The organism is Streptomyces sp. 135, from assembly GCF_020026305.1.
In the GTDB taxonomy this organism is placed as follows: domain Bacteria; phylum Actinomycetota; class Actinomycetes; order Streptomycetales; family Streptomycetaceae; genus Streptomyces.
This window is the reverse complement of the sequence record NZ_CP075691.1, coordinates 5,393,624-5,416,486: the sequence shown is the minus strand read 5'-3', so window position 1 is coordinate 5,416,486 and position 22,863 is coordinate 5,393,624. Positions and strand designations below refer to the sequence as shown.

At 72.3% G+C, this 22,863-nt stretch carries 18 protein-coding genes and 2 pseudogenes; 3 read left to right on the top strand and 17 right to left on the bottom strand.

From position 1 onward, the window contains the following. Positions 1–10: 10 nt before the first annotated feature. Genes KKZ08_RS24625 through KKZ08_RS24590 form a run of 8 tightly spaced genes read right to left on the bottom strand, consistent with a single transcriptional unit; the run spans position 11 to position 9,184 of the window. Positions 11–970, bottom strand: coding sequence for a fatty acid desaturase family protein (locus KKZ08_RS24625; RefSeq protein WP_223776516.1), 960 nt, complete (start codon positions 968–970; stop codon positions 11–13). Position 971: 1 nt separating this feature from the next. Next, a complete protein-coding gene (locus KKZ08_RS24620; RefSeq protein WP_223776515.1) occupies positions 972–1,520 on the bottom strand; it encodes a deoxycytidine triphosphate deaminase in 549 nt (182 codons plus the stop codon). After that, entirely contained in the window at positions 1,517–2,092 is a 576-nt protein-coding gene (locus tag KKZ08_RS24615; protein WP_223776514.1) for an ATP-binding protein, read from the bottom strand. Before KKZ08_RS24615 ends, KKZ08_RS24620 begins: the two co-directional genes overlap by 4 nt. Further along, positions 2,089–3,135, bottom strand: coding sequence for a hypothetical protein (locus tag KKZ08_RS24610; protein WP_223776513.1), 1,047 nt, complete (start codon positions 3,133–3,135; stop codon positions 2,089–2,091). Before KKZ08_RS24610 ends, KKZ08_RS24615 begins: the two co-directional genes overlap by 4 nt. Further along, positions 3,132–4,772, bottom strand: a complete 1,641-nt coding sequence (locus KKZ08_RS24605; protein ID WP_223776512.1) for an alkaline phosphatase family protein — start codon at positions 4,770–4,772, stop codon at positions 3,132–3,134. Before KKZ08_RS24605 ends, KKZ08_RS24610 begins: the two co-directional genes overlap by 4 nt. Beyond that, positions 4,769–5,566: an HAD hydrolase-like protein gene (locus KKZ08_RS24600; RefSeq protein ID WP_223776511.1), complete on the bottom strand. Its 798-nt coding sequence runs from the start codon at positions 5,564–5,566 to the stop codon at positions 4,769–4,771. Before KKZ08_RS24600 ends, KKZ08_RS24605 begins: the two co-directional genes overlap by 4 nt. After that, on the bottom strand, positions 5,560–6,774 hold the full coding sequence (locus KKZ08_RS24595) for a hypothetical protein (RefSeq protein WP_223776510.1): 1,215 nt from the start codon (positions 6,772–6,774) through the stop codon (positions 5,560–5,562). Before KKZ08_RS24595 ends, KKZ08_RS24600 begins: the two co-directional genes overlap by 7 nt. Continuing rightward, positions 6,767–9,184, bottom strand: a complete 2,418-nt coding sequence (locus tag KKZ08_RS24590) for a PEP/pyruvate-binding domain-containing protein (RefSeq protein ID WP_223776509.1) — start codon at positions 9,182–9,184, stop codon at positions 6,767–6,769. The genes KKZ08_RS24595 and KKZ08_RS24590 overlap by 8 nt, the downstream gene beginning before the upstream one ends. Before the next feature lie 400 nt (positions 9,185–9,584). Between KKZ08_RS24590 and KKZ08_RS24585 the strand changes: the two genes are divergently transcribed. Then, positions 9,585–10,805 carry an ATP-grasp domain-containing protein gene (locus tag KKZ08_RS24585; RefSeq protein ID WP_223776508.1) on the top strand — a complete coding sequence of 407 codons (1,221 nt, stop codon included), beginning with the start codon at positions 9,585–9,587 and terminating at the stop codon, positions 10,803–10,805. A gap of 4 nt (positions 10,806–10,809) precedes the next feature. Here the strand turns inward: KKZ08_RS24585 and KKZ08_RS24580 are convergent, their stop codons facing one another. Further along, positions 10,810–12,360, bottom strand: coding sequence for an amino acid adenylation domain-containing protein (locus KKZ08_RS24580; RefSeq protein WP_223776507.1), 1,551 nt, complete (start codon positions 12,358–12,360; stop codon positions 10,810–10,812). 83 nt (positions 12,361–12,443) lie between these two features. Beyond that, positions 12,444–13,304 (bottom strand): hypothetical protein, encoded by an 861-nt coding sequence (locus KKZ08_RS24575; protein ID WP_223776506.1) that lies wholly within the window; start codon positions 13,302–13,304, stop codon positions 12,444–12,446. A gap of 257 nt (positions 13,305–13,561) precedes the next feature. Here KKZ08_RS24575 and KKZ08_RS24570 point away from each other — a divergent pair, with 257 nt between their 5' ends. Together KKZ08_RS24570 and KKZ08_RS24565 are read left to right on the top strand one after the other, a co-directional pair. After that, positions 13,562–14,752 (top strand): ATP-grasp domain-containing protein, encoded by a 1,191-nt coding sequence (locus KKZ08_RS24570; protein ID WP_223776505.1) that lies wholly within the window; start codon positions 13,562–13,564, stop codon positions 14,750–14,752. 17 nt (positions 14,753–14,769) lie between these two features. Then, positions 14,770–16,014: an MFS transporter gene (locus KKZ08_RS24565; protein WP_223776504.1), complete on the top strand. Its 1,245-nt coding sequence runs from the start codon at positions 14,770–14,772 to the stop codon at positions 16,012–16,014. On the opposite strand, the gene KKZ08_RS24560 is transcribed toward KKZ08_RS24565, so the two are convergent. The 7 genes and pseudogenes from KKZ08_RS24560 to KKZ08_RS24530 all read right to left on the bottom strand — a co-directional run bounded on the left by KKZ08_RS24560 (position 15,947) and on the right by KKZ08_RS24530 (position 22,414). Continuing rightward, entirely contained in the window at positions 15,947–16,723 is a 777-nt protein-coding gene (locus tag KKZ08_RS24560) for a thioesterase domain-containing protein (RefSeq protein WP_223779170.1), read from the bottom strand. The two genes, KKZ08_RS24565 and KKZ08_RS24560, sit on opposite strands and share 68 nt — an antisense overlap. A gap of 38 nt (positions 16,724–16,761) precedes the next feature. After that, positions 16,762–17,004, bottom strand: coding sequence for a phosphopantetheine-binding protein (locus KKZ08_RS24555; protein ID WP_223776503.1), 243 nt, complete (start codon positions 17,002–17,004; stop codon positions 16,762–16,764). 85 nt (positions 17,005–17,089) lie between these two features. Continuing rightward, positions 17,090–18,112, bottom strand: a complete 1,023-nt coding sequence (locus KKZ08_RS24550) for a phytanoyl-CoA dioxygenase family protein (protein ID WP_223776502.1) — start codon at positions 18,110–18,112, stop codon at positions 17,090–17,092. A 93-nt stretch (positions 18,113–18,205) separates the two neighbouring features. Beyond that, positions 18,206–19,429, bottom strand: coding sequence for a hypothetical protein (locus tag KKZ08_RS24545; RefSeq protein ID WP_223776501.1), 1,224 nt, complete (start codon positions 19,427–19,429; stop codon positions 18,206–18,208). A gap of 711 nt (positions 19,430–20,140) precedes the next feature. Next, positions 20,141–20,594, bottom strand: a pseudogene (locus tag KKZ08_RS24540) (DNA-binding protein). A gap of 20 nt (positions 20,595–20,614) precedes the next feature. Further along, a pseudogene (locus KKZ08_RS24535) lies at positions 20,615–20,889 on the bottom strand (hypothetical protein). A 106-nt stretch (positions 20,890–20,995) separates the two neighbouring features. Continuing rightward, positions 20,996–22,414 (bottom strand): DUF234 domain-containing protein, encoded by a 1,419-nt coding sequence (locus tag KKZ08_RS24530; RefSeq protein ID WP_223776500.1) that lies wholly within the window; start codon positions 22,412–22,414, stop codon positions 20,996–20,998. Positions 22,415–22,863 lie beyond the last annotated feature (449 nt).

Here is a 22,863-nt window from a genome sequence, read left to right as displayed (position 1 = left end):
CGGTCGTGGCTCAGGCGGCGGCGCGGTCCCGGCGGGCCTGCGCGATGTGGCTCAGCACGCCGGACCTGCCGAAGAGATAGGAGCGGGAGACGTGGGCGCGCTCGCGGACGTCCCGGTGCTCCATGAGCCGGCGGTGCAGCAGGCCGAGGTTGTAGAACGGCACGCTCGGATAGAGGTGGTGCGCCAGGTGGTAGTTGATGCGGCAGGGCGAGAAGAGGAGCCGTTCCACCGGGTTGGCGAGGACCGTCCTGGTGCCGCCCACGCCGCCGTCCGGGTCGCAGCCGACATGCTCGGCGGCGGCCCGCAGCCGCAGGATCATGCTGAGCGCCGTCAGCGAGGGCAGGACCCACAGCAGCAGGTACGTGAGCCAGCCCCCGGTGAGGGTCAGCACGGCGGCGAGGACGAGGAGGTAGCCGAGGAACAGGTTGCGGCGGCCGCGCCCCATGGCGCGGGTCACCGTCCGGTCGCCGCGCAACACGGGCAGCAGGGAGAACTGGTCGAGCGTGTCGACGGTCTTGAGGAGGTTGACGCCCGTGACGTCCCCGGCGAACAGCCGCACCCAGTCCTTGGAGGTGTGCGCGAGCGCCTCGGTGTCGAGGTCCGGGTCGCGCTCGGTGTTCAGGTAGCGGTGGTGGTCGAGGTGGTGGCGCCGGTACAGGCTCGTGCTGATGAACAGCGGGAAGGCCAGCAGGAGATCGCTGACCAGGTCGTTGACCCTGCGGTTCGCGAACAGGGAGCGGTGCGCCCCGTCGTGCATGAGGACGGCGAGCGCGTGCTGGCGGGTGGCGATCACCACGACGGCGATGACGTAGCCGTACCACTGCCCCCACCACACCGCGCCCGCTCCGGCCGCGGCCATCACGGCCCACTGCCGGGCGACGGCGAGCGCGGCGCGCAGCGGCCGGCGCCGGGACAGCTCCCGCAGCAGGTCCTTGTCGAGGAGGCGGCTGCCCCGCACGGCCTCGGCCATGTCAGGCAGCCGTCCCGACCTGGAGCCCGGTGGGCGCCGTGTCCTCGCTGAGCCGGGAGGCGACCGCCGAGGTCGACCCGGAGTACTTGCCGACGTACTGGTAGGGCTCGCCCTGCATGGACCAGAAGGACAGCTTGCCGACGGTCATGCCGGGATAGACCCGCAGCGGGTTGGCGACGCTGATCTCCAGCGTCCAGGGGAAGATCGCCCCGCTGTGGCCGAGCGGCGCGGAGAACTGGATCCACATGCCGAGCGTCGACACCGAACGGCAGGCGTAGAGGGTCGCCGCGTAGTGCGGGCTGCCCATGGCCTCCTTGGTGCCGCCGAGGTAGAAGCGGCCCGGCTCCAGGACGAGGCCCTCGGGGCCCATGGTGAGCTGGGTGGCCTTCGGCTGCTCGAAGCTGTCGAGTTCGGCCTCTTCGTAGCAGAGGATCTCCGGCGCGAGGCGGAAGCCGTAGCTGTTGGGCTCCAGGCGGGCCGGACTGAAGTCGTCGATGTGGATCTCCCCCGCCGCGACGGCGCGGGCTATCTCGGCTCCGGTCAGGATCACAGCCAACTCCCCATCAGGTCCCGCACGGCGGCGCGGTAGGCGGACAGATCATCTGCGCTGTTGTCGAGGACGGCGTCCGGTTCGATCCGGTCGATGGCCGAGGTGGACCCGTCGGCGCGCGAGAGGTCGCCGCGCCGCTTCAGGCGGACCTGCCGCACCGCCTCGTCACAGCTGACGCGCACCACGCGGAAGCCCTCGGCGCGCAGCGCGGGCGCGTCGGTGTGCGGGTCGCGCAGGTCGTCGTTGATCAGTACGTCGGCGCCGTCCCGCGCGGCGGCGTCGGCGCGGGCGAGGAAGTCGTCGACGAGGCAGCGCGGGTTGATGCGGCGCAGCTGGGTGGCGATCGCCTCCAGGAGCACCTGGTCCTGGGCGCCCTCGCGCAGGGGGACGCCCGCGGCCTCGTAGAACCGTTCCTGCATGGCGTACAGGGGCCGCGCGAGGGGGACGCGGGTGACGGTGAGGCCGCGTTCGGCGGCCCACTCCCTGACGATCCCCGCGCAGGTGGACTTCCCGGATCCGGAGAGCCCGATCACGGCGACGCGCAGCGCCCCGGCGGCGCCGGCCGCGCTCACGAGGCGTCCTTCAGCACGGCGTCCAGGTCGACGTCGAGCGTCCCGGTGAGGCGGATCATGCGCAGTCCCGGCAGGAGCGGCCGCAGGGCGGAGAGGGTCGCGTAGAACTCCCGGTAGTCCGGCACGAGGTAGTGCTGCCAGCCGAAGAACGTGGTGTCGACGGAGCGGTCGACGATGGTGTTGAGGGCGGACCAGCGGGCCCCCGGCTCGGTCACCGTGCTCACCCGCAGCGGTTCGCCGGGCACGACGCGCGGCAGCAGGATGCCGGCGAGGCGGTGCGGCGCCGGGTCGAACTCGGCGCCGATCCACGACTCGAAGGCGTCCGGGTCGAGGAGCACCTTGTGGCGGTCGGCGCGCTCGCCGAGCGCCGGGTCGGCGCCGTCCTCGACCTTGCGGGCGAGCTCCGGGTGGCGGCGCAGGGTGCCGACGCCGACGTAGGGGTAGTCGCGCCAGGCGTGGACCGTGACGCCGCCGTCGCCGTCGGGCCGGCAGAACAGCTTGTCGCCCGAGAAGTAGTCCCAGCCGCCGTGTTCGAGGACCGAGAGCAGCGTCGTCGTCTTGCCCGCGCCCTTGGGGCCCGCGACGGCGTAGACCTCGCCGTCGCGGCGTACGGCGGAGGCGTGCAGGACGACGGTGCCCGCCGTCTCCTCGGTCCTGATGACCAGGTCGCGGACGAAGTCGATGATCTGGATGGCGGAGGCCTCGCAGATCGCGATCTCGAAGTCGCGGTCGGCGGCCGCGTCCACGGGGACGTTCAGGACCGTCTTGTCGTTGCGGTAGACCAGCCGGTCGCCGCGGCGCGAGAGCAGCGCGTCGAACGTGAACTCCGGGGCGCTGCTGCGCCGTACGACGACGGGCTCGCCCTCGGGCGCCTCGCGCACGGACTCCAGGGGGCGCACGGATATCCGGTAGGTGGGCTCGCGGCGCGGGCCGTCGGTGAGCAGATGGCGGAAGAACCGGCGGACCGGTTCGAAGGCCTGCCGCGCGGCGGCGTCGACCCGGAACTCGACGGTGGTGCCGATGAAGTGGAGTTGGAGGTTCATACGCGTCTCGCAGTCCGGTCGGGAAGGGAGGCCGTCAGGTGCTCGAGAACCAGCTCGGCCGGCCAGGTGTTGTCGATCACGCCCAGGTCCTCGCCGCGCGCGAGGCCCGGGCCCGCCGCCGCGAACACGGCGTGCAGGCGGTCGTCGCCCGCGTTGGTGATGTGGGCGCCGGGCTTGGCCGCGGGGCTCACCGGCCGCCCCGCGCGGTCGAGCGAGGCCGAGGGAAGGCAGTCCGCGTCCAGCAGCAGGTCGACGACGCGGCCGTCCGGCGACGGCCGTACCTCGTGGACCAGGGGCCGTCCCGTGCCCGGCGCGCGCACCGGGGCGAACAGCTCCCCCACCCGCAGGGCGAGGTCGCGTATCTCGTCCGGCGAGGCCGAACCTCCGTACCCCGCCCTGCCGTTGATCCACACCGAGCCGTTGTTCACGGGGTGGTAGTAGGCGGCCGAGCGGGCCGGGTCGACACGGCCCGCGCCGTCGCTGACGGCCAGGCCCGCGTCGAGCAGCAGCTGATCGGGGTGGAGCGTCCAGGCCGTGCCCGCCATGCCGTGGTCGGCGCCGAGGACGACGGTGTCCCCCGGCCCCGCCCGGTCCAGGACGCGACCGAGCACCGCGTCGGCGTGCCGGTAGCAGCGGGCGATGTGCCGCCACACCTCGGGCGCCACGTCGGGGCGGTGGGCGTCGCTGCGCGCGTCGCACCAGCCGAGCAGTTCGTGCCCGACGTCGTCGGTGGACGGCAGGTACATCACCACGAGGTCACTGCGGTGGTGCGCGAGGACGCGGGCCACGGTGGCCTCGAAGCCCCGGCCGACGCGGTCCACCGACGACAGGAACAGCTCCTCGGCGGTGCCGTCGCCGCCGTCGCCGCCGTCGATGAGTCGCGGCCCGAACATCCCGCTGCGATAGCACGAGCCGAGCCCCTCCCCGGCGAAGAGCGGGGCCGCGCCCAGCTCCGCGAGGAGTACCGAATCGTGCCCGACGGTCCGCGGCACCCACGCACCGGTGTGCAGCAGCAGCCGCCGCCCGCCCGCGCGGGCCTGCCGCAGCCAGATGCCGACGCCGTCGCCCAGGGTCAGCGCCGTCCAGTCGTCCTCGACGTACGTCTCGTCGTGGGCGCCGCGCACCCGGATCCCGGTGGCGTCGGCGGCCGCCGTGAGCGTGTGGTGCGCCACGGCGAAGGTCAGCGGTGCCGCGCCCACCTCGTACGTGCCGTGCCGGGCCAGGCGGGTGCTGAAGGCCTCGATCGCCCCGTCCAGCCAGGCGGGCGGCTCGCCCCCGGCGGTGACGGTGTCCGCGATCCACGGCGCGTGCACGGCCGCGGTGCGCAGCCCGGCGCGGCCCGCCGTCTCCCACACCGCGGGCCGCAGGCACGCCGAGCGGGCGAAGCCGGACACGGAGTCGCCCGGGCCGCTGGGGCTCGGCACCCGGAAGCCGGTGACGCCGTGCTCCTGCGGCCAGACGCCGGTGAACAGGGTGGCGAGCGACGGCGGTGTCTGGCAGTTGGGCGCGGGCGGCCGGGCCGCGGCCCACACGCCGCGGCTCCGCAGCCTCCGTACGTGGGGCAGCTCGCCCTCCGCGTCCAGGCGGTCCACGATCCAGTGCGCGGCGGCGTCCCAGACCAGCCAGTAGACGGTCAACTCGCCCCCTGCGGGAGCGGTCCGGCGGCCGCCAGCAGCGCGGGCAGGTCCGCGATGCCGTCGATCACGTCGTGGGCCCGCGGGCCCTCCCCGGCGGCGCGCTGGTCGGCGTACTTGCCCGTGCGCACCTGCACGGTGCGCGCGCCGATGGCGAGGCCGCCCGCGATGTCGGTGGTGGCGTCGTCGCCGACCACGACGCACTGGGCGGCCTCGCAGCCGGCCGAGCGCAGCGCGAGCGCGAAGAAGTCGGTGGACGGCTTGCCCACCAGGCGCGCGGGGGTGCCCGCCGCGTACTCCAGGGCCGCCACGACCGCGCCCGTGTCGAGGTGGTCGCCGTCAGCCCGCTTGAAGTACCGGCCGCGCTGGAGCGCGATCAGTCCGGCGCCGGCGCGCAGCGCGCGGAAGGCCGCGTCGAGCAGCGGGTAGTCCAGGACGTCCCGGCAGTCGCCCACCACGACATGGGTGGGCGGGCCGCCGCGCACGAACTTCGCGAGCACGGGCCCGACCTCCTCGCCGACCACGAGGAAGGGATCGGCGTCCTCGGCGGCGAGCAGCAGCTCCGCCGCCGCGACCGGGGTGAACAGCTCCGAGGCGGCCACGCGCAGGCCGAGTGCGGCCAGCTCGGCGCGGATGGTCTCCGGCGTCTTGGAGTCGGTGTTGGTCAAAAAGCGCAGCCGGACGCCTTGCGCGCGCAGCTCGTCGATGGCCCCGGCGGCGCCCGGCAGCAGCGCGCCGCGCGCGTGGACGGTGCCGTCGAGGTCGATCAGCGCGCCGCGGGCCCCGCCCGTCAGCATGGTTCCGCCAGCCCGGCCAGCTCGGGCCGCGCGGCCACCGCGTCCTGGAGGAAGGTGCGCTTGGAGTAGAAGGAGCGCTCGGCGGGCAGGCCGTGCTCGGTCAGGTATCCCTCCAGCCACTGGGCGAGCGTCTCGATCTCCTCCAGGGCCGCCGCCTCGTCGGGCTCCAGCGGGCTGCGGGTGCGCAGGTACTCCAGCTCGCACTGGGAGAGCACCACGTCACGGGCGCCGTAGAGCGAGCAGTGGTCGAAGAAGATGCCGTAGACGTGGCCGGTGCGCACGGACTCGAAGTTGACGTCGTAGCGCACGCGCCGGAAGGGCGGCAACGGACGGATCTCGACGCCCAGTTCGGAGCGGATGTACTGCCCGTACTCGGCGGGTTCGACGGTGAGTCCGTACGTGTGCTCCTCCCGCCGGGAGAAGGAGTCCTCGGCGTACCACTTGCGCTTCATGAGCTGCTTGCCGTCGGTGGTGGGGATGAACGACACGTAGCCGCGTTCGGCCTCGGGGCCGGTCACCTCGAAGAGGTGGTTGGCGTAGTCCCAGGCCTGGAACTCGTCGCGGTACTCGGGGACGAAGCCGGTGAGGCCGCCCGCCTGGATGCGCCGGTTCAGCTCCACGGTGAGCGCCCAGATGTCCGGGGCGGGGGCGAGCGTGTACTTGTACTCCAGCTCCTGGCCGGGGAAGCACTTGCGGTAGTAGCGCTGGTGGTTGTTGAGGAACAGCGCGTGTTCGGCGTGGGCGTCGAGCCCGGGGGCGAGCCAGCCGAGCGCGTCGACGGGGCCCGCGCCGACCGGCTCGGGGGTGACGCGGACGAAGCAGGCGTCCTCGGCGAGGAAGCGCACCTGGGTGTAGACGTGGTAGCCGGCCTCGGGCGAACCGCTGACGTAGGCGAGCGGGACGAGCGCGGAGGCGCTGTCCGGTGCGAGCGCGGCCAGGTCGGGGCAGGCGACGGCGTCGGGGAAGAGCGCGGCGCCGGTGAGCCGGGCGGTGCGTCCGGTGACGGGGGCGAGGGCCTCGCAGTGGCCGACGCGGTCCCAGTGCACGACGACGGTGTTGCTCGGGCGGACGGTCTCGACGGCCGGGACCCGCACCAGCGCGATCGGCTCGCGCTCGCGCGGCGGGGCCGTGCCGTTGAGGAGGTGGATGCCGCCGACGGCGATCCAGGCCGCCTCGCCGTCCCCGGTGGCCGTGGGGTTCTCAGACATGCTTGCTCCTTGCGACCGAGGCGACGGTGACGGAGCCGTCGGCGATGACGGCCTGCGCCCCGTCGGGGAACGCGCCGAGGCCCGCGGCCGCCACGGCGGGCACCCCCGCCTCGCGCAGCAGGATGGCGAGGTGGCACAGGGCGGAGCCCTGGTCGAAGACGAACCCGGCGGCGCGGTCGAGCAGCACGGACAGCACGGCGTAGGGGCGGGCGACCCGGATCACCGGCGGTTCCGGCAGCGCCGAGACCTTGTCGATGAGACGGGACAGCCCCTCGTACTCGGAGACGTCACGGGATTTGTCGATGCTCACCGCGGGGCCGACCGAGAGGCGCGCGAGCATCTCGTCGTCGTCGAGGGTGAGCAGCGGGCCGCTCGCGCCGCCGGGTGAGATGGACGCGCCCGCGGCGCCCACGACGACGCTGTCGCTGCCGAGCACGGAGTAGTCGACGAAGAGCAGGGCACCGTCGTCGAGCACCCACTCCAGGGTGACGTCGCCGTACTTCTCCTGCATGGCGGCGGTCAGCCGCCGCACGGTGTCGAGGTGGCGCACCACCGGCTCGGCGTCGTGGGGGGCGGTGACGGCGCCGTCCGCGTCGACGACGACCGCCTGGGCGCCGGCGGTGCCGCGGTTGAGGGCGAGCAGCCCGTCCGGTGTGTACTCGACGACCAGTCCGTCGCCCGCCGACCGGGAGATGACGCCGAGCTGACCCCGGACGAAGTCCCGTATGAGCACGGTGTGTTCGCCGCTCCCGGCGGAGCCGCCGCCGGTCACGTCCAGGAGCCGGGCCACCACCTGGTCCTTGGGAACGACGATCTGGCGCAGCGTGTCGCCGAAGTCCAGGACGCACTCGGCGCTGTGCCCCTCGGCGAGCGTCGCGGCCAGGCGCGCGGCGACCTCGGGGCCGCGCAGCGCCCGGGGCGAGAAGCCGACCACCCAGCCCGCGCCGACCGGCACCCCGTGGGCGGCGGCGAGACGGTGGGCCGGGCCGCGCTTGGCGGTGTAGCCGGCGTAGACCTCCTCCACGTCGTGCAGCCGGGCCCCGGTGGGAAGTTCGTCGAAGTACAGGCGGGCCGTCCACAGTTCACCGGCGGGCGTGGTGGCGGCGACGGTCCGCCGGGCGGTGACCGGACGCACCTGGAGGACGCGTACGCCCGAGGCGTCGACGGCCCATTCCACGTCCACGTCGTGGCCGCGCTCGGCGCGCAGCGCGCGGGCGAGGCGGACGACGTCGGTCAGCGCGTCGCGGTGCTCGTCGGGCAGCCCGGCGAGGACGCGGGGGTCGCTGGAGGCGCGCAGCGGTTCGGCGGTGCCGGACACCAACTCCTCGGCCAGGCCCTCGACGTACTCGACGGTGACGTCCCGCCCGTCGCCGTCCAGGCCGGTGAAGGCCACGCCGGCCAGACGTGGGTCGACCATCTCCTGGACGAAGACGGCGAAGCGGGGCAGCGGGTCGAAGTCCCCGGCGCGCACGCGGGCGGCGACGGCGGGCGGCGCGTAGTAGGAGCGCCGGCACTCCTCGACGGCGGCGATGACCCCCGCCACGCCCTCGACGCCGAGCAGGCTCTGGTGGACGCCGGCCAGGCTGCCTTCGGCGGTGTCCTCGTCGAGGCCCGAGGAGCGTACGGCGAACGTGCGGCCCGCCAGGCTGTCCCCGAACAGGTCCTTGAGCCGCTCGGTGATCAGCCGCTCGGTCTCCTGGGGCAGGTGGGTGTGCGCGACGATCTCGCCGATGCGGTCCATGGACTCGGTGAAGAACGCGCCGACGGTGGCCCGCAGTTCGCTGAAGAGCTCGCCGAGCCGGGCCCGGGAGTCGGCGTCGATCGCCGCGGCCAGTTCGGGGGCGGGGATCGCGAAGGCGGTCGGCACCGGGTAGGACGCGGAGGCCGTCGCCAGGGACGCGAACTTCGCGCCGACCTGGGTGGGGTCCGGGGTCATCTCCAGGCCGGGCAGGCGGTGGCGGGCCAGATTCTTCTCGAAGTCCCGGTGGATGTCGCTGGCGCGCGGCCCGACCGAGCCCTGGTACTTGCCGTCGTACAACTGGACGTCTCCCTGCGGGCGCCACCACATCATCTGGCCGATGTTCATGCCGTGGTACACACGGACCCGGTTCATCGAGTAGAGCTGGAGCGTCCACTGGCCCTCGTAGCCGATGTCGCCGAGGCTCGCGGAGAGGTTGATGAACAGGCCGAGCCGGGCGACGGAGGAGCGGGCGGCGAACGTCGGCGCGTAGCAGCGCCCGCCCAGGACCTCCTCGGTGTGCGCGAGGTAGAGGCGGCCGGGCTCCAGGACGTAGCCCTCGTCCGGGATCTCCAGTTCCTCGTACTCATTGGGGGACCGGGGATCGAGCGGCATCCGGGTGTACACGCGCAGTTGCTTGCCGAGCCGGAAGTTATAGCTGTTCGGGTTCACCTGCGAGGGTTCAAAAGGACTAATGGTGATTCTGCCCGCGGCATGTTCGCGTGCGATCTCGCTGCCCGTCAGGATCATCCGAACTCCCCGCCCCATTCGTCCAGCGCATATCCATGCCGCGAGGTGAATATGTCAGCCTGATGAACGAAGATCAACCCCTTGTGCACGGCGTCTCACGAAGTGACACGCTGAAAGGTTGACCCGCAAGGCGCTTAGCCGGGACACAAGTTGGTGGGCTGTAAAGGTTTGGCCACAACTCCGGCGGCGTCTCGTATGCCGAGACTTCCCGGCCACGTCTTGCGCAGGCGGCGACCGCGATCAACGATGCGGATCCCGCCGCCTGGCGCACTCACAAGGGCCGAAGGCCCGAAGGCCCGCCTCATTCCCACAGGGGGAAACAATGACCGACGCCCGCCCACACGCCGTTCTGATCAACGCGGCGAAGATCTATCCCCCTCGGGAGTTGGCCCGGCTCTCCGAATTCGCCACCGTCTCGGTCATTACCATGCCGATGTTCGCCCACCGTTACGAAGGAATTGCTGATGTACACCTAGTGGACACTCTTTACCATTTCGACCAGGTACGTGAGGCCGCGCGCACGGTGTACGAGAAGCGGGGCATCGACTGCGTCATCGGACCGGCCGAGCGGAGCGTCCCGGTGGCCGGCCTGGTCCGCACCTGGTTCGGGGTGCCGGGCATCGGATTCGACACCGCGATGCGGTTCAGCAACAAGCACGCGATGAAGCGGGCGCTGCGCGCGGCCGGGCTGCCCGTGGCCGACTGGGTCTCGGTGCCCACGATCGCCGAACTGCCGCGCGCCCAGGCGGAGCTGGGCGGCGGGCCCGTCGTCGTCAAGCCGGTCTTCGGCGGCGGCAGCCAGAACACCTTCGTGGTCGGCTCGCCCGAGCAGGCGCTCGCCCTCGCCGACGCCGAGGAGGCGGCGGGCCTGCGGTCGGCCGGCTTCCCGCTGATCGTCGAGCGGTTCATCGAGATCGGCACCGAGTACCACTGCGACGGCGTCCTCCACGAGGGCAAGGTCCTCTTCTCCGGTGTCTCGCACTACCTCGTCCCGCCGCTCCAGGAGCAGTTCGGCGCGGTCGCCGGTTCGATCGCGCTCTCCCCGGACGCCCCCGAGTACGGCCGGATCCAGGAACTGCACCGCCGGGCCACCGAGGCACTGGGCCTCGACTCGGGCGTCACGCACCTCGAAGTCATCGGCAGCGGCGACCAGTTGCTGATCGGCGAGATCGCCTGCCGGCCCGGCGGCGACGGCGTGACCGACCTCGTGCGGCTCCAGCACGGCGTCGACCTGTGGCAGGCCTTCACCGACACCTCCGCGGGCCGCGCGCCGCGCGTCGCCCCCGTCACCGACCCGCGCACCGTCGTCCTCGTCGACCTGCCGCTGCGCTCCGGCAAGGTCACCGCGGTCAGCGCCGCGTCGGACTTCACGGCGCTGCCGCAGGTCGTCGAGGCCGAGTCGTTCGTCTCGGCCGGCGACGTGGTGGGCGACTTCCGGCGGGGCACGGCGGCGGTCCGCGTCTTCCTCGCGGCACAGGACCGGGCCGAGGTGCCCGCGCTCATCGACCGTCTGATGGACGAGTTCGTCCTGGAGACGGAGTGACGCCTCACAGGAGCGCGCGCAGGCGGCGGGCGTCCGGCTTGCCGCCGCTGAGCCGGGGCAGCTCGGCGACGACGTGGAGCGAGTCCGGGCTCATGTAGGCGGGCACCCGCAGCAGCAGTTCCTTGCGTACGGGCGCGGCGTCCAGGCCGGGTGCCACGACGAAGGCGCGGATCAGCGTGCGGCCGTCCGGCCGGTCGACGAGGGCCACCGCGTCCTCCACGCCGGGCACGTCGAGCAGCGCGGCGGTGACCTCCGTCATGGAGATGCGGTTGCCGTTGCGCTTCACCACGTTGTCGGCGCGGTCGAGGTAGACGTAGAGCCCGTCCGGCGTGCGCCGCACCAGGTCGCCGGTGCGGTAGACGGTGGTGCCGGGCACCAGGTCGTCGCGGAGCACCTGCCGGGTCACCTCGGGGGCGCCCCAGTACCCGGCCATGACCTGTACGCCGCTGACGCACAGCTCGCCGGGGGTGTCCGGCTCGGTGACGAGGTTCCCCTCGGCGTCCACGAGGTGGAAGCCGACGCCGTGGTCCGGGGCGCCCAGCGGGATCTTGCGGCCGGACGCGCACCACTCGCGGGTGATCAGGTGCGTGGCGACCACGACGGTCGTCTCGGTGGGCCCGTACCGGTTGAACACCCTCAGCCCCGGCCGGTGTTCGAGCAGCTTGGCTATCTGCTGCGGCGTGCAGTCCTCCCCGCCGAGGCCGACGGTGCGCAGCCGCGACTCCGCGAGCCTCGGCAGGTCGCGGCCCGAGGTCAGCAGGCGCAGCAGGCTCGGGGAGAACGAGGTGTGCGTGATGCCCTCGCTCAGCAGGAGCCGGAAGAAGTCGCCGGGCAGCAGCGGCCCGTGCCCGGCCACGACGAGCGAGCCGCCGACGGAGAGGACGGAGAAGATGCTGCCGAACGCGCCGTCGAAGTGGAACGGCGAGACGCACAACGCCCGTGTCTTACGCGTCAGTTCGAAGACCTCCACCGTGTTTGCGACGAAGTTGCGCAGCCCGGCGCGGCGCACCATGACGCCCTTGGGCCTGCCGGTGGTGCCGGAGGTGTAGACGAGGTACACGATGTCCTCGCCGTCACGATCGCCCCGGTAGCCCTCGGTGTTCTCGACGTCCCCGGTGTCCTCGGCATCCGCCCACTCCCCTACACCGACCGGCCGTAGCGCCCGCCGCGCGGCCTCCGACACCGCGTGCCCGGTGGGGACGACGGTGAGGGTGACATCGCAGTCCCCGGCGATCCCTCGGATGCGCTCCTCGGGGTCGCCGTACGGGATGGGCACGAAGACCGCGCCCACCGTCATGCAGGCGAGGATGGCGACGATGTACTCGGCGGAGTTGGGCAGGTGGATGCCCACGCGGTCACCGGGCGTGACGCCCGCGCGGACGAGGTAACCCGCCGACGTCTCGACGCGGGCGAGCAGTTGGGCGTACGACAGCGAGGTTCCGGCGTCCTTGACCGCGGGCCGGTCCGGCTCTTCGGCGGCGTACGCGCGAACGGCGTGGACCACATCACGGGGCGCGGCGGTCTCTGTGGGTGGTGCGGCGGGGCCTGGCGGCATGACGCGTTTCCTTTCCTGCGGGCGGGCGAACGCGCACGTTCCGCGCCGGTGAGCGGGGGGTTCTCGTCTTCCCGTGCCGGAGGTCAGGGCCGCCCCGGGGTCCGCCTGCCGGTCGCCGCGAGCAGCACCACGGCCACCAGCAGCGCGAGCAGCACCGGACGCCACGGCGCGGCCACGACGACCGCGAGTGCCGTGAAACCGGCGGCGGCGGGCCAGGTGACGGCGGTGTCACCGAGCAGGAACCCTCGTACGCCCGAGACGTCCTTGGCCGCTTCGGGGGCTTTGGGGCCTGCGGGGGCTTCGGGGCCTCCGGGGGCTTCGGGGGCTTCGGGGGCTTTGCGGGCGGACGGCAACCCCCGCAGGAAGAGCACGGCGAGCGTGACGGCGGTGGCCGCCGCGGCGGTCGCCCACCAGCCGGCCGGGCCCGCCACGCCCGCCCCGGTGGCGGTCAGCGCGAGGGCGAGCACGGCCTTGGGGACGCGCTGCGGCGGATCGGGCAGCGTACGGCGCGCGGCAAGGCCGCCCAGCGCCGCGAGGGCGACGGACACCACCCCGCACGCCGCCCAGAGCGGCACGGAGGCGTCCACCGAGGCGGCCAGCGCGACGCACGCGAGGACGGCCTCGACGGCCGCGGCGAGGACGACCGCGAACGCCGTACGTTCGTCCGGGCGCGGCGGGCCGAGCAGCCGCAGCACCGCACGGGCCAGCCACTGGAGGCCGATCAGCAGGACGGCCGTCGCCGCCACCAGCCGCACGGCCCGCGGTGGCAGCGCGGCGGACACGGAGACCAGCACGACGAGCACGACGAGGACGCCGAGGGCCGAGGCCAGCGCGGCACAGACCGGCCCCCACGGCCGCGGCCGCCGTCGGGAGAGCAGGGCCGTGGCCTCGCTCCCCTCGATCAGGCAGAGCAGCGCAGCCGCACAGGCGGCCGGAATCATCACGGACAGGAGAATGGCACGCGGAAAGAGCGAGATCAATGCTTCCCATTCAAGGCCCCGCCCGCCGTCCGCATCGCTTGATGCACTTCACCAATTCGTCTCACATGGTGAGGCGTTGGGCCTCGGGGTATTGACGAGAACCGCAAGATCATTCAGTCTCGCTCTGACCCACGCGGTCCACCGACCGAGTATTTCGGCGCATATGAGGCAGTTGGTCACGCGTCGAGCGGCCCATCGTTCTTCGCCGGGGGATTTGCCAGATGCGCGTCCTAGTCCTGCAACAGCCCAGTTCCGTCGCGCCGTTCGAGTCCTGGCTCCAGGAAGCCGCGCCGGACGTCGAGGTCCGCATGATCACCGGGGCCGGTACGGCACGGCCCGACGATTCCGTGGCGCGCGGTGTGCGGCGCGAAGTGCTCGACGACTACCACGCGCCCGCGACCACCCGCCGCATCCACGAGGTGTGCGCCGAGTGGAAACCGGACGTGATCTTCTCCAATGCCGAGGCCGACGTGCTCAGGGCCGCCGAGGCCCGCACGCTCTTCGGCATCGAGGGCACCACGTCGTCGGCGGCCGTGCTCTACCGCGACAAGGTGCTGATGAAGAAGCTCTTCGCCGGCATCCGCGTCGACGGCACCGAGGTGCCGGCCGTGGAGTACCGCGCGCCGAGCAGCGGCGAGGACGTCCTGGCGGCCTGCGAGGAGTGGGGGCCGGTCGTCCTGAAGCCGCGCGACGGCTCGGGCTCGGTGAGCGTGCTGGTCCTGGACACGCCCGCGGAGGCGGTGGAACGCCTCGCCGAGCGGCCCGAGCTGCTCACCGAACTGCACCGCTCCCAGCTGATCCTCGAACGCTTCGTCGAGGGCGACGTCTACCACGTGGACATCCTGGTCAGGGACGGCGCCCCGATCCTCGTGTCGCCCTCGCGCTACCTCCACCCGCCGCACCTGTTCGCGCGGCACAACGTCGGCTCCGTCATGGTCGACGCCGACTCCCCCGACCACCGCTTCCTGCGCCGCTACGCCGAGGAGCTGACCGCCCGGGTCGGCGCGGCGCACCGGCCCAACATCCTGCACCTGGAGCTGTACCGCACCCCGGACGGCCGCTTCCTCGCCGGTGAGATCGCCTGCCGGGGCGGCGGCGCCCTGGTCAAGGAGTCCATGCGCCACACGTACGGCGTCGACCAGGCCTGGGCGGCCTGTCTGCTCAGCGCCGGGCTGCTGCGCGGCACGACGTACCTGGAGCGCGTCGGACCGCAGTCCGGCTGGCTCCTGGAGACCGCGGCCCCGCTGGAGTACGACGCGGCGGCGCCCCCCGCGTGGGTGGCCCTCGCCAAGGGCACGCGCCGGTCCGACACCGCGTCGTCGTCGGTGGACGCGGGGCTGAGCTTCGTCGTGGAGGGCGCGGACCGCGCCGAGATCGAGGCCCGCATGGAGAGCCTGCACGCAGCGGTCTGACACCGAAGGGACACACCGTGCCGAGCAGGTTCGCATCGTGGAAGGCGTACTTCGCGCTGCCGCCGACCCGGCCGCAGCGCATCCTGGTCGGCTTCATCGCCGTCGACTCCTTCGGCTCCGGCCTCTACCTCACCGCCGGACTGCTCTACCTGACCCGCAGCCTGGGCCTGCCCGCCGCGCAGGTCGGCCTCGCCCTGTCGGTCGCCGGACTGATCGCCCTGCCGTCCGGCATGGTCGTCGGCAAGCTCGCGGACCGCTTCGGGCCCCGGGGCCTGACGGCGGCCCTGCTGATCTGCGAGGGCCTCGCCACGCTCTCCCTGACGGTGGTCAGGTCGGTGCCGCTGCTCGCGGTGGCGGCCACGGTCACCGCCATCGGCATGCAGGGCGGACGGGCCCTGCGCGGAGTGCTGATGGCGCGGGCGGGCGGCGAGGACCGGCTCAGGCTCCGCGCGTACTCACGGGCCGCCGCGAACCTCGCCATCGCCCTGGGCGCGGCCCTGGCGGGCGTGGCCGTGCAGGTGGACACCCGTGAGGCGTACCTGGCGGTGATCATCGCCGACACCGCGACGTTCTTCGTGGCCGCGCTGCTGGTGCGCGGGCTGCCCGCCTACGCCCCGCTGCCCGCGCCGCCGGGCGCGTCGAAACTGTCGGTGCTGCGCAACCGCCCCTTCCTCGGCGTCACCGCCCTCAACGGCCTGATGACCCTCCAGTACGGCGTGCTGATGGTCGCGATGCCGCTGTGGGTGGTGGAGCGGACGAACGCGCCGCGCGCCATGGTCGCGGCCACCCTGCTGCTCAACACCCTCCTCGTGGTGCTCCTCCAGGTGCGCGTCGGGCAGCGCGTCGTCGACGTCCGCGCGGGCACCCGGACCATGCGGCTCGCCGGATTCACGTTCCTCGCCGCCTGCGTGGGGTTCTCCGCCACGGGGGAGCTCGCGCCGTGGGCCGCGGCGGCGGCGCTGCTCGGCCTGACGGCGCTGCTCACCCTGGGCGAACTGTGGCACGCCGCCGCATCGTTCGAACTCTCGTACCACTTGGCGCCCGAACACGCCCACGGCGAGTACCAGGGTGTCTTCTCCCTCGGGGTGTCCGCGTCGCAGGCGGTCACCCCGGGCCTGCTGACGTGGCTCTGCCTGGACCTCGCGCCGGGCGGCTGGTGGGTGCTCGGCCTGGTCCTCGCGGCGACCGGACTGCTCACGGGCCCTGCGGCGCGGCTGGCCGCGCGTCATCTGGCCGGGCGGCGGGAGGTGGCGTCGGGCTGAGCAGGGCGCGGATCGTGGCGAGGAGTCCGTCCGGGGCGGCGGTGCGCAGCTCGTCGGCGGCCGCGCGCAGGTAGAAGTGGCCGCCGGGAAAGGACCGCGCGGAGAACTCCCCGCGGGTCGTCTCACGCCACCCGGCGAGATCCCCCGGGGTGGCGAGCGGGTCGTCCGCGCCGGTGACCGCGAGCACGGGGCAGCGGACACCGGGCGGCGCGAACCCCGGCCGGTAGCTCTCGTCCAGCGCGAAGTCGGCGCGCAGCAGCGGCAGGAAGAACTTGTACGTCTCCCCGCGGCCCAGGAACTCCGCCGGCACCCCGCCGAGCCGCACCAGCGACGCCACGAACGCGTCGTCGTCCAGCGTGTGGCTGCGTACGACGCGGCGCGGTGCGTAGGGGGAGCGGCGCCCGGAGACGATCAGCGCCCCGGGCCCCGGCCGGCCCGCCGCCTCCAGCGCGCACGCCACGTCGTAGGCGATCGCCGCGCCGAGGCTGTGCCCGAAGAAGGCGTACGGCCGCTCCGCGAGATCCTCCCGGCGGGCGAGTTCTCCCGCCAACTCCTCGATGACGTCGCGCGCTTCGGTGGGCGGGGGCTCCGCGCTCCGGGACTCCCGGCCCGGCAGCAGCACCGGGCAGACGTCGATGTCCGGCAGCAGCGGTTCCCGCCACGGCGCGAAGAACGAGGCGGAGCCCCCGGCGTGCGGGAAGCAGAACAGCCGTACGGCGTCCGGCGCCGCTTTGGGCGTCGTCCGGCTCAGCGGCTCGTACGGATCGCCTCGATGGACTTGGCGACCTCCTCGATGGTGGCGGTGGAGGCGTCCGGCAGCTGGTCGCCCTGGAAGGAGATGTCCAGCTCCCGCTCCAGCCAGACGTACGCGGTGACCACCTGGAAGGAGGAGATGCCCTGCTCGGCGAGCGCGACGTCGTCCTTGAGGGACTCGACGGGGACCTCGGCGGCTTCGGAGAGGGCCTTCTTGAGTTCGGTGACCATGTCCATGAGTGCCTTCTTTCTTCGGGTGCGATCCGGGCGCCGTGCGTGGGGAGCCGGGCCGGTCGGTCGGTGGGGGCGGGGCGGGCGAGCCTCAGGAGGGCGCGGTGGTGGAGGCGGAGGCGGCCTGGACGGACGCGGGCGCGGGCTCGGAGGCGGCGGCTTGGGCGGGCGCGGACTCGGAGGCGGCGGCTTGGGGCGCGGGGCGGGCGATCATCCCCCAGTCGCGGAGCTCGTCGATCCACCGCGCGCGGGTGGCGCTGCCCTCCGCGTTCGCGAGCCACTGCGCCGAGTACTGCCGTTCGCGCTGCGGGATCCGGCTCGGCTTCACGCCCTCGTCCATCCAGTCCCGCTGGCGCCGCAGTTCGCGGTACATGCCCTCCTGGCCGACCAGCTTGGCCACCTTGCGGAGCGCCTCGCGCTCGACGTCGTCGCGGGGCGTGCCGAAGTAGGTGAAGCTGACCATGCGCCGGTTCGGGAACCCGTTCCACGAGGCGTGCCAGGTCCGCAGGTCGAACGCGAAGACGTCACCGGGCCGCGAGTCGCAGATGTACGCGGGCACGTCACCGACCGGGAAGCGGGCCCCGGCGGCGACCTCGTCGTCGGGGTTGCCCGCGGTGTCGAGGTTGGCCTTCGCCCCGATGGGCTGGAGCTCCTCGTGCCAGGGGCTGCGGTGCGAGCCGGGCAGCACGCGCAGCGCGCCGCTGTCCTCGGCGACCGGATCCAGGTAGGTGACGAACTTGACGGAGCGGAAGTGGGGCACGGCCTTGTCCGCGTGCCACTCCGTCTGGTTGCCGGAGTAGACGTTGCCGTTGGTCGTGGCGCCCACGGCACCGGGCCCGAGCAGCCGCTCGGCGGTGGCCAGGAGCTTGTCGTACTCCAGTGCGTCGGCGAGGAACGGCGTCTCTGGCCGCATGTTCGACCAGGTCAGCTGGAGCCGTACACCGAAGGCTCCCTTCGCGTACACCTGCTGCGCCGATTCCAGGCCCGACGCGTATTCGGCGTCGATCGTCGCCATTTCCCCGGCGTCGAAGAATCCCGGAAGCGGAAGAAAACCGAAGAGGCGGAAGAACTCCGCCTGACGTTCCTCGGGCACGGCCCGTCCGTCCTGGTACATGGCTTGAACCTCGCCTTTCTCCGCCGACGGCGTACGAAGGGAAAATCGCGGCAGGCACGACACGGACGAAAAACAACAAACGCGAGAACGCCCCTAAGAGCCGACCGAGCCGACTGAACTGACTGAGGCGCCCGAGGAGACGACTGAGGCGACGCCCTCTACGGAATCCCCGTCACCGCCACGCTCCACTTCGACACGGGCGCGGAACCACTTCTCCAGCGCGGCGATCCGGTCCCGTACCTCACCGACGTCGCGGCCGGTCACCAGGGCACGGGCGGCGCGCGTACGGGAGTCGGGGCGCCGCGCGGACACCACGTCCCCGGCCTTGGCCCGCAGCTCCACCTCGACCACGCCCTCGCGGCCGAGGACTTCCTCGCGCCCGGGTACGGAGAGGACGCGGCCGGGGGGCGCCGACAGGTGCACCCAGCCGTAGGAGCCGGTCTCCGAGGTCTGCGGCACGGGGTCGGCGGGCACCTGGAGCACGGAGGTCACCCACTGCTGGTGGAGGTCGACGCCGAACGTCCGCTCCACCATGTGATCGACGCGTCCACCGCCGACCCGGCCGCCGCACTCCCCGAAGACCAGCGAGCCGCCCTCCTGTTCGAAGGCTTCCAGGTGGAAGACGCCGTCGGTGTGACCGAGCGCGCACAGCGAGGTGCGGACCAGATCCCCGGCGCGCGCGTACAGCCCGGGCTCCTCGCCGGGCCGGACCGCCACGGAGCCGACCAGCGCCTCGCCTTCGTGCAGTTCGATGAGGTTGGTGAGATATCGCGCGACACTCACAAAACCGACCTCGCCCGCGCGGACGAAGCCGTCGATGTGCACCTCGGCGCCGCTGACGTACCGCTCGACGAGCCAGGGCAGCACCGCGGCGCGGTCCGCCCACTTCTCGGCCTCGGCCGCGGAGTCGAGGCGGACGGTGTGCAGCGCGCCGGCGCCGGCGATCGGTTTGACGACGACGGGGTAGCCGCCGAGCCGGTCGGCGACACCGGCCACGGCGAGCGGCGAGTCGGCGGTGGCGAAGTCCGCGACCGCCACGCCGGCGTCGCGCAGCCGCGCCTTCTGCACGTACTTGTCCCGCAGGGCGACGGCCACCGGCACGGGCAGGGAGGCGGCGCCACCGAGCACCGCCACGACGGAGGCGGCGACGAGCGTGAATTCATGGGCGGAGCAGACCAGGGAGAAGTCACCGGGCGCGAGCCCCGCCCGCGCCAGACCGGACACCACGCCTTCCACATCGGTGGGGTCGGGCACGACGACCAGCCGCGCCAACACCCCCGAGGCCCGCGCCGCCGGCGCCTCGGCGGAACTGGTCACACATGTGACAAGCGCCCCGAGCCCGGCAAGCCCGAGCGGCGCCTGCTCGGGACTCCACCCGAGGAGCAGCAGGGATATACCGGCGGCAGGACCTTCGCCGCCCGCGGATTCTTCTCCGGAATTCTGCACGAACATACCCCCGGCAGCGCGCCCGAATACGCAAACGCGAAGATTATCGAAACAGTAATACGCGCCAATATCAGCGATCAATAAGGCCGCAGCTTAATGCTGCCGCAATGTTGGCCGCAAGACATCGATCGCAGGTCTCAGTCAGTGAGACGCATAAATCCACGACAGACGCACAAATAGGGCCACCGATTGACGCTGGACGCTCCCACCCTGGCGGCGCCGGGGAGGCGCCCAGGACTCGGCCACACAGACGGACGCGGCCGACGCTCTGCGCCAAGTACTGGAACCGGACAGGCAGTTCGCAGCACGCCTGACGGAAGCTGCCCAGGACGACTGCACCCCGCCCTCCAGGAACAGACGGAGAAGACGGGCTCACTAATGCCTCATGGGAGCGGTGTGACAGCGAAGCGAAAATGAGAACGGCGCGGAAAGAGGTCAAAAGAACAGTCCGGCGATCGAGAACGGCGGCCCCCACAAGGCCCGGCCCGCCCGCACCTCGAAGCGCACACGGCGCCAGTCTCCCTCAGCGGCAAGGAGTCACTCAAAGGCGCACTGCCCTTCAACACCGCGGACGTAGAGAGATCACACCGCCACGAGCCGGCCCCGATCGCCGCAGAGCTTGACCATGTCGTCGATATCGGAGGTCAACATGACCAAGGGGCGGCGTTGTCGCAGCGCGGCCTCGGCGACCGCCGCGTAGATCGCGTACTTGTGTCCGCGCAAACCGGCCTCCATCAGCAGCTTCGAGGCCGCCCTCGCCTCCTCGCCTCCTCGCCTCCTCGCCTCCTCGCCTCCTCGCCTCCTCGTCTCCCACCGGGACTACACGCAGCCCGGAGAGCACCCAGTTCAGGCGGGAGTTGTCCGTACGGGCGTGGACGGCCCCGGTAATAGTGAGTGAGCTGATCACGACCTCCATGCCGCGCGAGCGCGCCTCGGCGACCAGCGCAACCACCTGCTCGTCGTCGGCGAGCATCTTCGAGAGCCCCTCGCTGTCGAGGACCAGTGTTCCCTCGTGACTCAGCTTGCGGCGGGCCACTCGCCCTCCTCGGCGAACACCTAGTCGAAGACCTGCCGCGCCCGCTGACGAGCCCGCTCGGAGACCGGCCCCTTGCGGTTCTCGTAGTCCGCCAGATACTCGTCAGGATTTGCCCGCGCAGCTCCCGCTCGACTGCCTCGGCGATGAACGCGGAGAACTCCCGCTTACCGACCCGCGCCCGGATGGCCTCCGCGGTCTCCTCCGGCAGCGACAAGCTCACCCGTGTCGCCGGCCCTTCCCCGATGCCGTACGTCGCGAAGCGTCGGGCGACGCACGCCCGGCACGGGCGGCTCACCCATCCTCAGCACAATCCAAGCACGGGAACCGTGCCCGACGTCTTCCATGAAGCATCGCCACTCGACGTCCACGGCAGACGACAGCCACCACCTGTGTTTCGCCGCTTACACCGGCCAGGCGGTCAGCAGATCGCCGGGGCCATAGGAGGCATCGAGCCCGGGACAGTCGACTCCGCCGCGCGAGACCGCCACGACCGGGACGGGTTCGGCAGTGAGCGCAGCCCGGTGGCGGTGGAGGGCTGCCAGGTCATGCCGGTCGAAGGGTGTTTTCTCCAGCCACTTTATGGAACCGACGAACAGCAGTTCCTTGGCGATCGGGGCGCGGTCGGCCCCGACGATGTCGATCTCGACGTCGTTCGTACGGGTCCAGTAGCCGCCCACCGCGGGGGCCGCGGGCAGCTGGTCGTCGGGCAGTATCCGGGCGAGTGCCTCGCGAATGAGCGGCTCGACAGCCCGACCGCGCCAACTGGTCCAGTTCTCCCGGATCCGTGCGAGAGTCAGGTCACCCCGTCCCCGCTCGATCTCCTGCATGGAGGGGCCGAGAAGGTGCAGCCAGAACCGCAGGTAGGGATCCGTCACCCGGTAGCGGCGGTCCTTCGACGGTCGCAGGGACACGGGCAGCTCCCCGGCGACGATCCGCTTGTCCGTGAGCAGCTCCAGCGCCCGCTGCAGCGGCGTGGCACCGATCCCGCCGGCCGTGCGGGCGATGTTGGTGAAGGTCCGCTCACCGCTGCCGATCGCCGCCAGCACCGCGCGGGCCTGGGCCTGCGGCGGGAATTCCGCGGCCAGCGAGCGCTCGGCGGACACCAGCAGTGACGAGACGGGATCGTTCAGCGCCTCGCCGAGGAAGTCCCACAGTCCCGCGCCGTGCGGCCACTCCGCGCAGATCAGCGGCAGCCCGCCCGTGACCAGCGCGGCGTCGAAGGCTTCGGCCGGATCCAGTCCCAGCATCCGCCCGACCTCGGAGGGGTTCAGCGGCCCGAGCACCATCTCCCGGCCACGTTGGTGGAAGGGGCGTCCGTAGCTGTTCAGAGCCTCCATCATCGACAGATCCGAGCCAATGAGGACCAGCAGCACCGGCTTGGTCTCCAGCACCCGGTCCCAGGCCCGCTGCAGCATCCCCTCGAAGGCCCCGCCGGCGTCCATCAGGTACGGCACCTCATCGATGACCAGCACGCTCGCCCGGTCGGCGGGCAGCGCCGCGGCCAACACATCGAACGCGGCATCCCAGCTCTGCGGCCGCGCAGCGGCCACCAGCTGCGCCAGCGGCAGCGTTGATGCCTGAGCGTCTCGAGCCAGCCGCGCCAGATCATCCGCAGGGGACGCGCCGGTGGCCGCGTAGAACAAGAACGGTGCCCCGGAGTGCTCCACAAACCGCTCGACCAACCGCGACTTGCCCACCCGGCGCCGCCCGCGCAGCATCACGCACCGCCCGGGCCGTTCCCCGCCAGCCCCTGCCGCCACCTTCTGCAGCTCTCGCTCGAATGTCGCCAGCTCCTGCCGACGACCTACAAAGTCCACCATGGCGCCGACCTCCACGCATGATACTAACGACAACGTTACTAACATGGACATTAGTAGCCGCGCCAGTCGCCGCTCACGATCATGAGCAAGGTGGGCGGGAGGCGAGCGAGAACGACGTGACACCTCCGTACTTCTGGGATACCTCGCACAGCCCGCACCGGCCCGCCGCGCCTCGCCCACGGGACGAGGATGACGAGGACGACGAGGACAGGGGCTGATCAGGTAGGTGGTCGGCTCTCCGCGGCTCCCCACACCGCGGCGGGGGGAGCTTCTCCTCCCCCGAGACCTGGAGCAAGACCATCGCTCGCTGGAAAGCGTGAGCGCAGGCTGCTCGACCGCCCCCGCAACCCTTCCTACGGAGCTGCGGCCCACGAACCAGCACGGGAGCCTCACTGACATCCCGGCCCTATCCCAGCACGGTAGGGCTGACCAGGGGTGATGACAGGTGA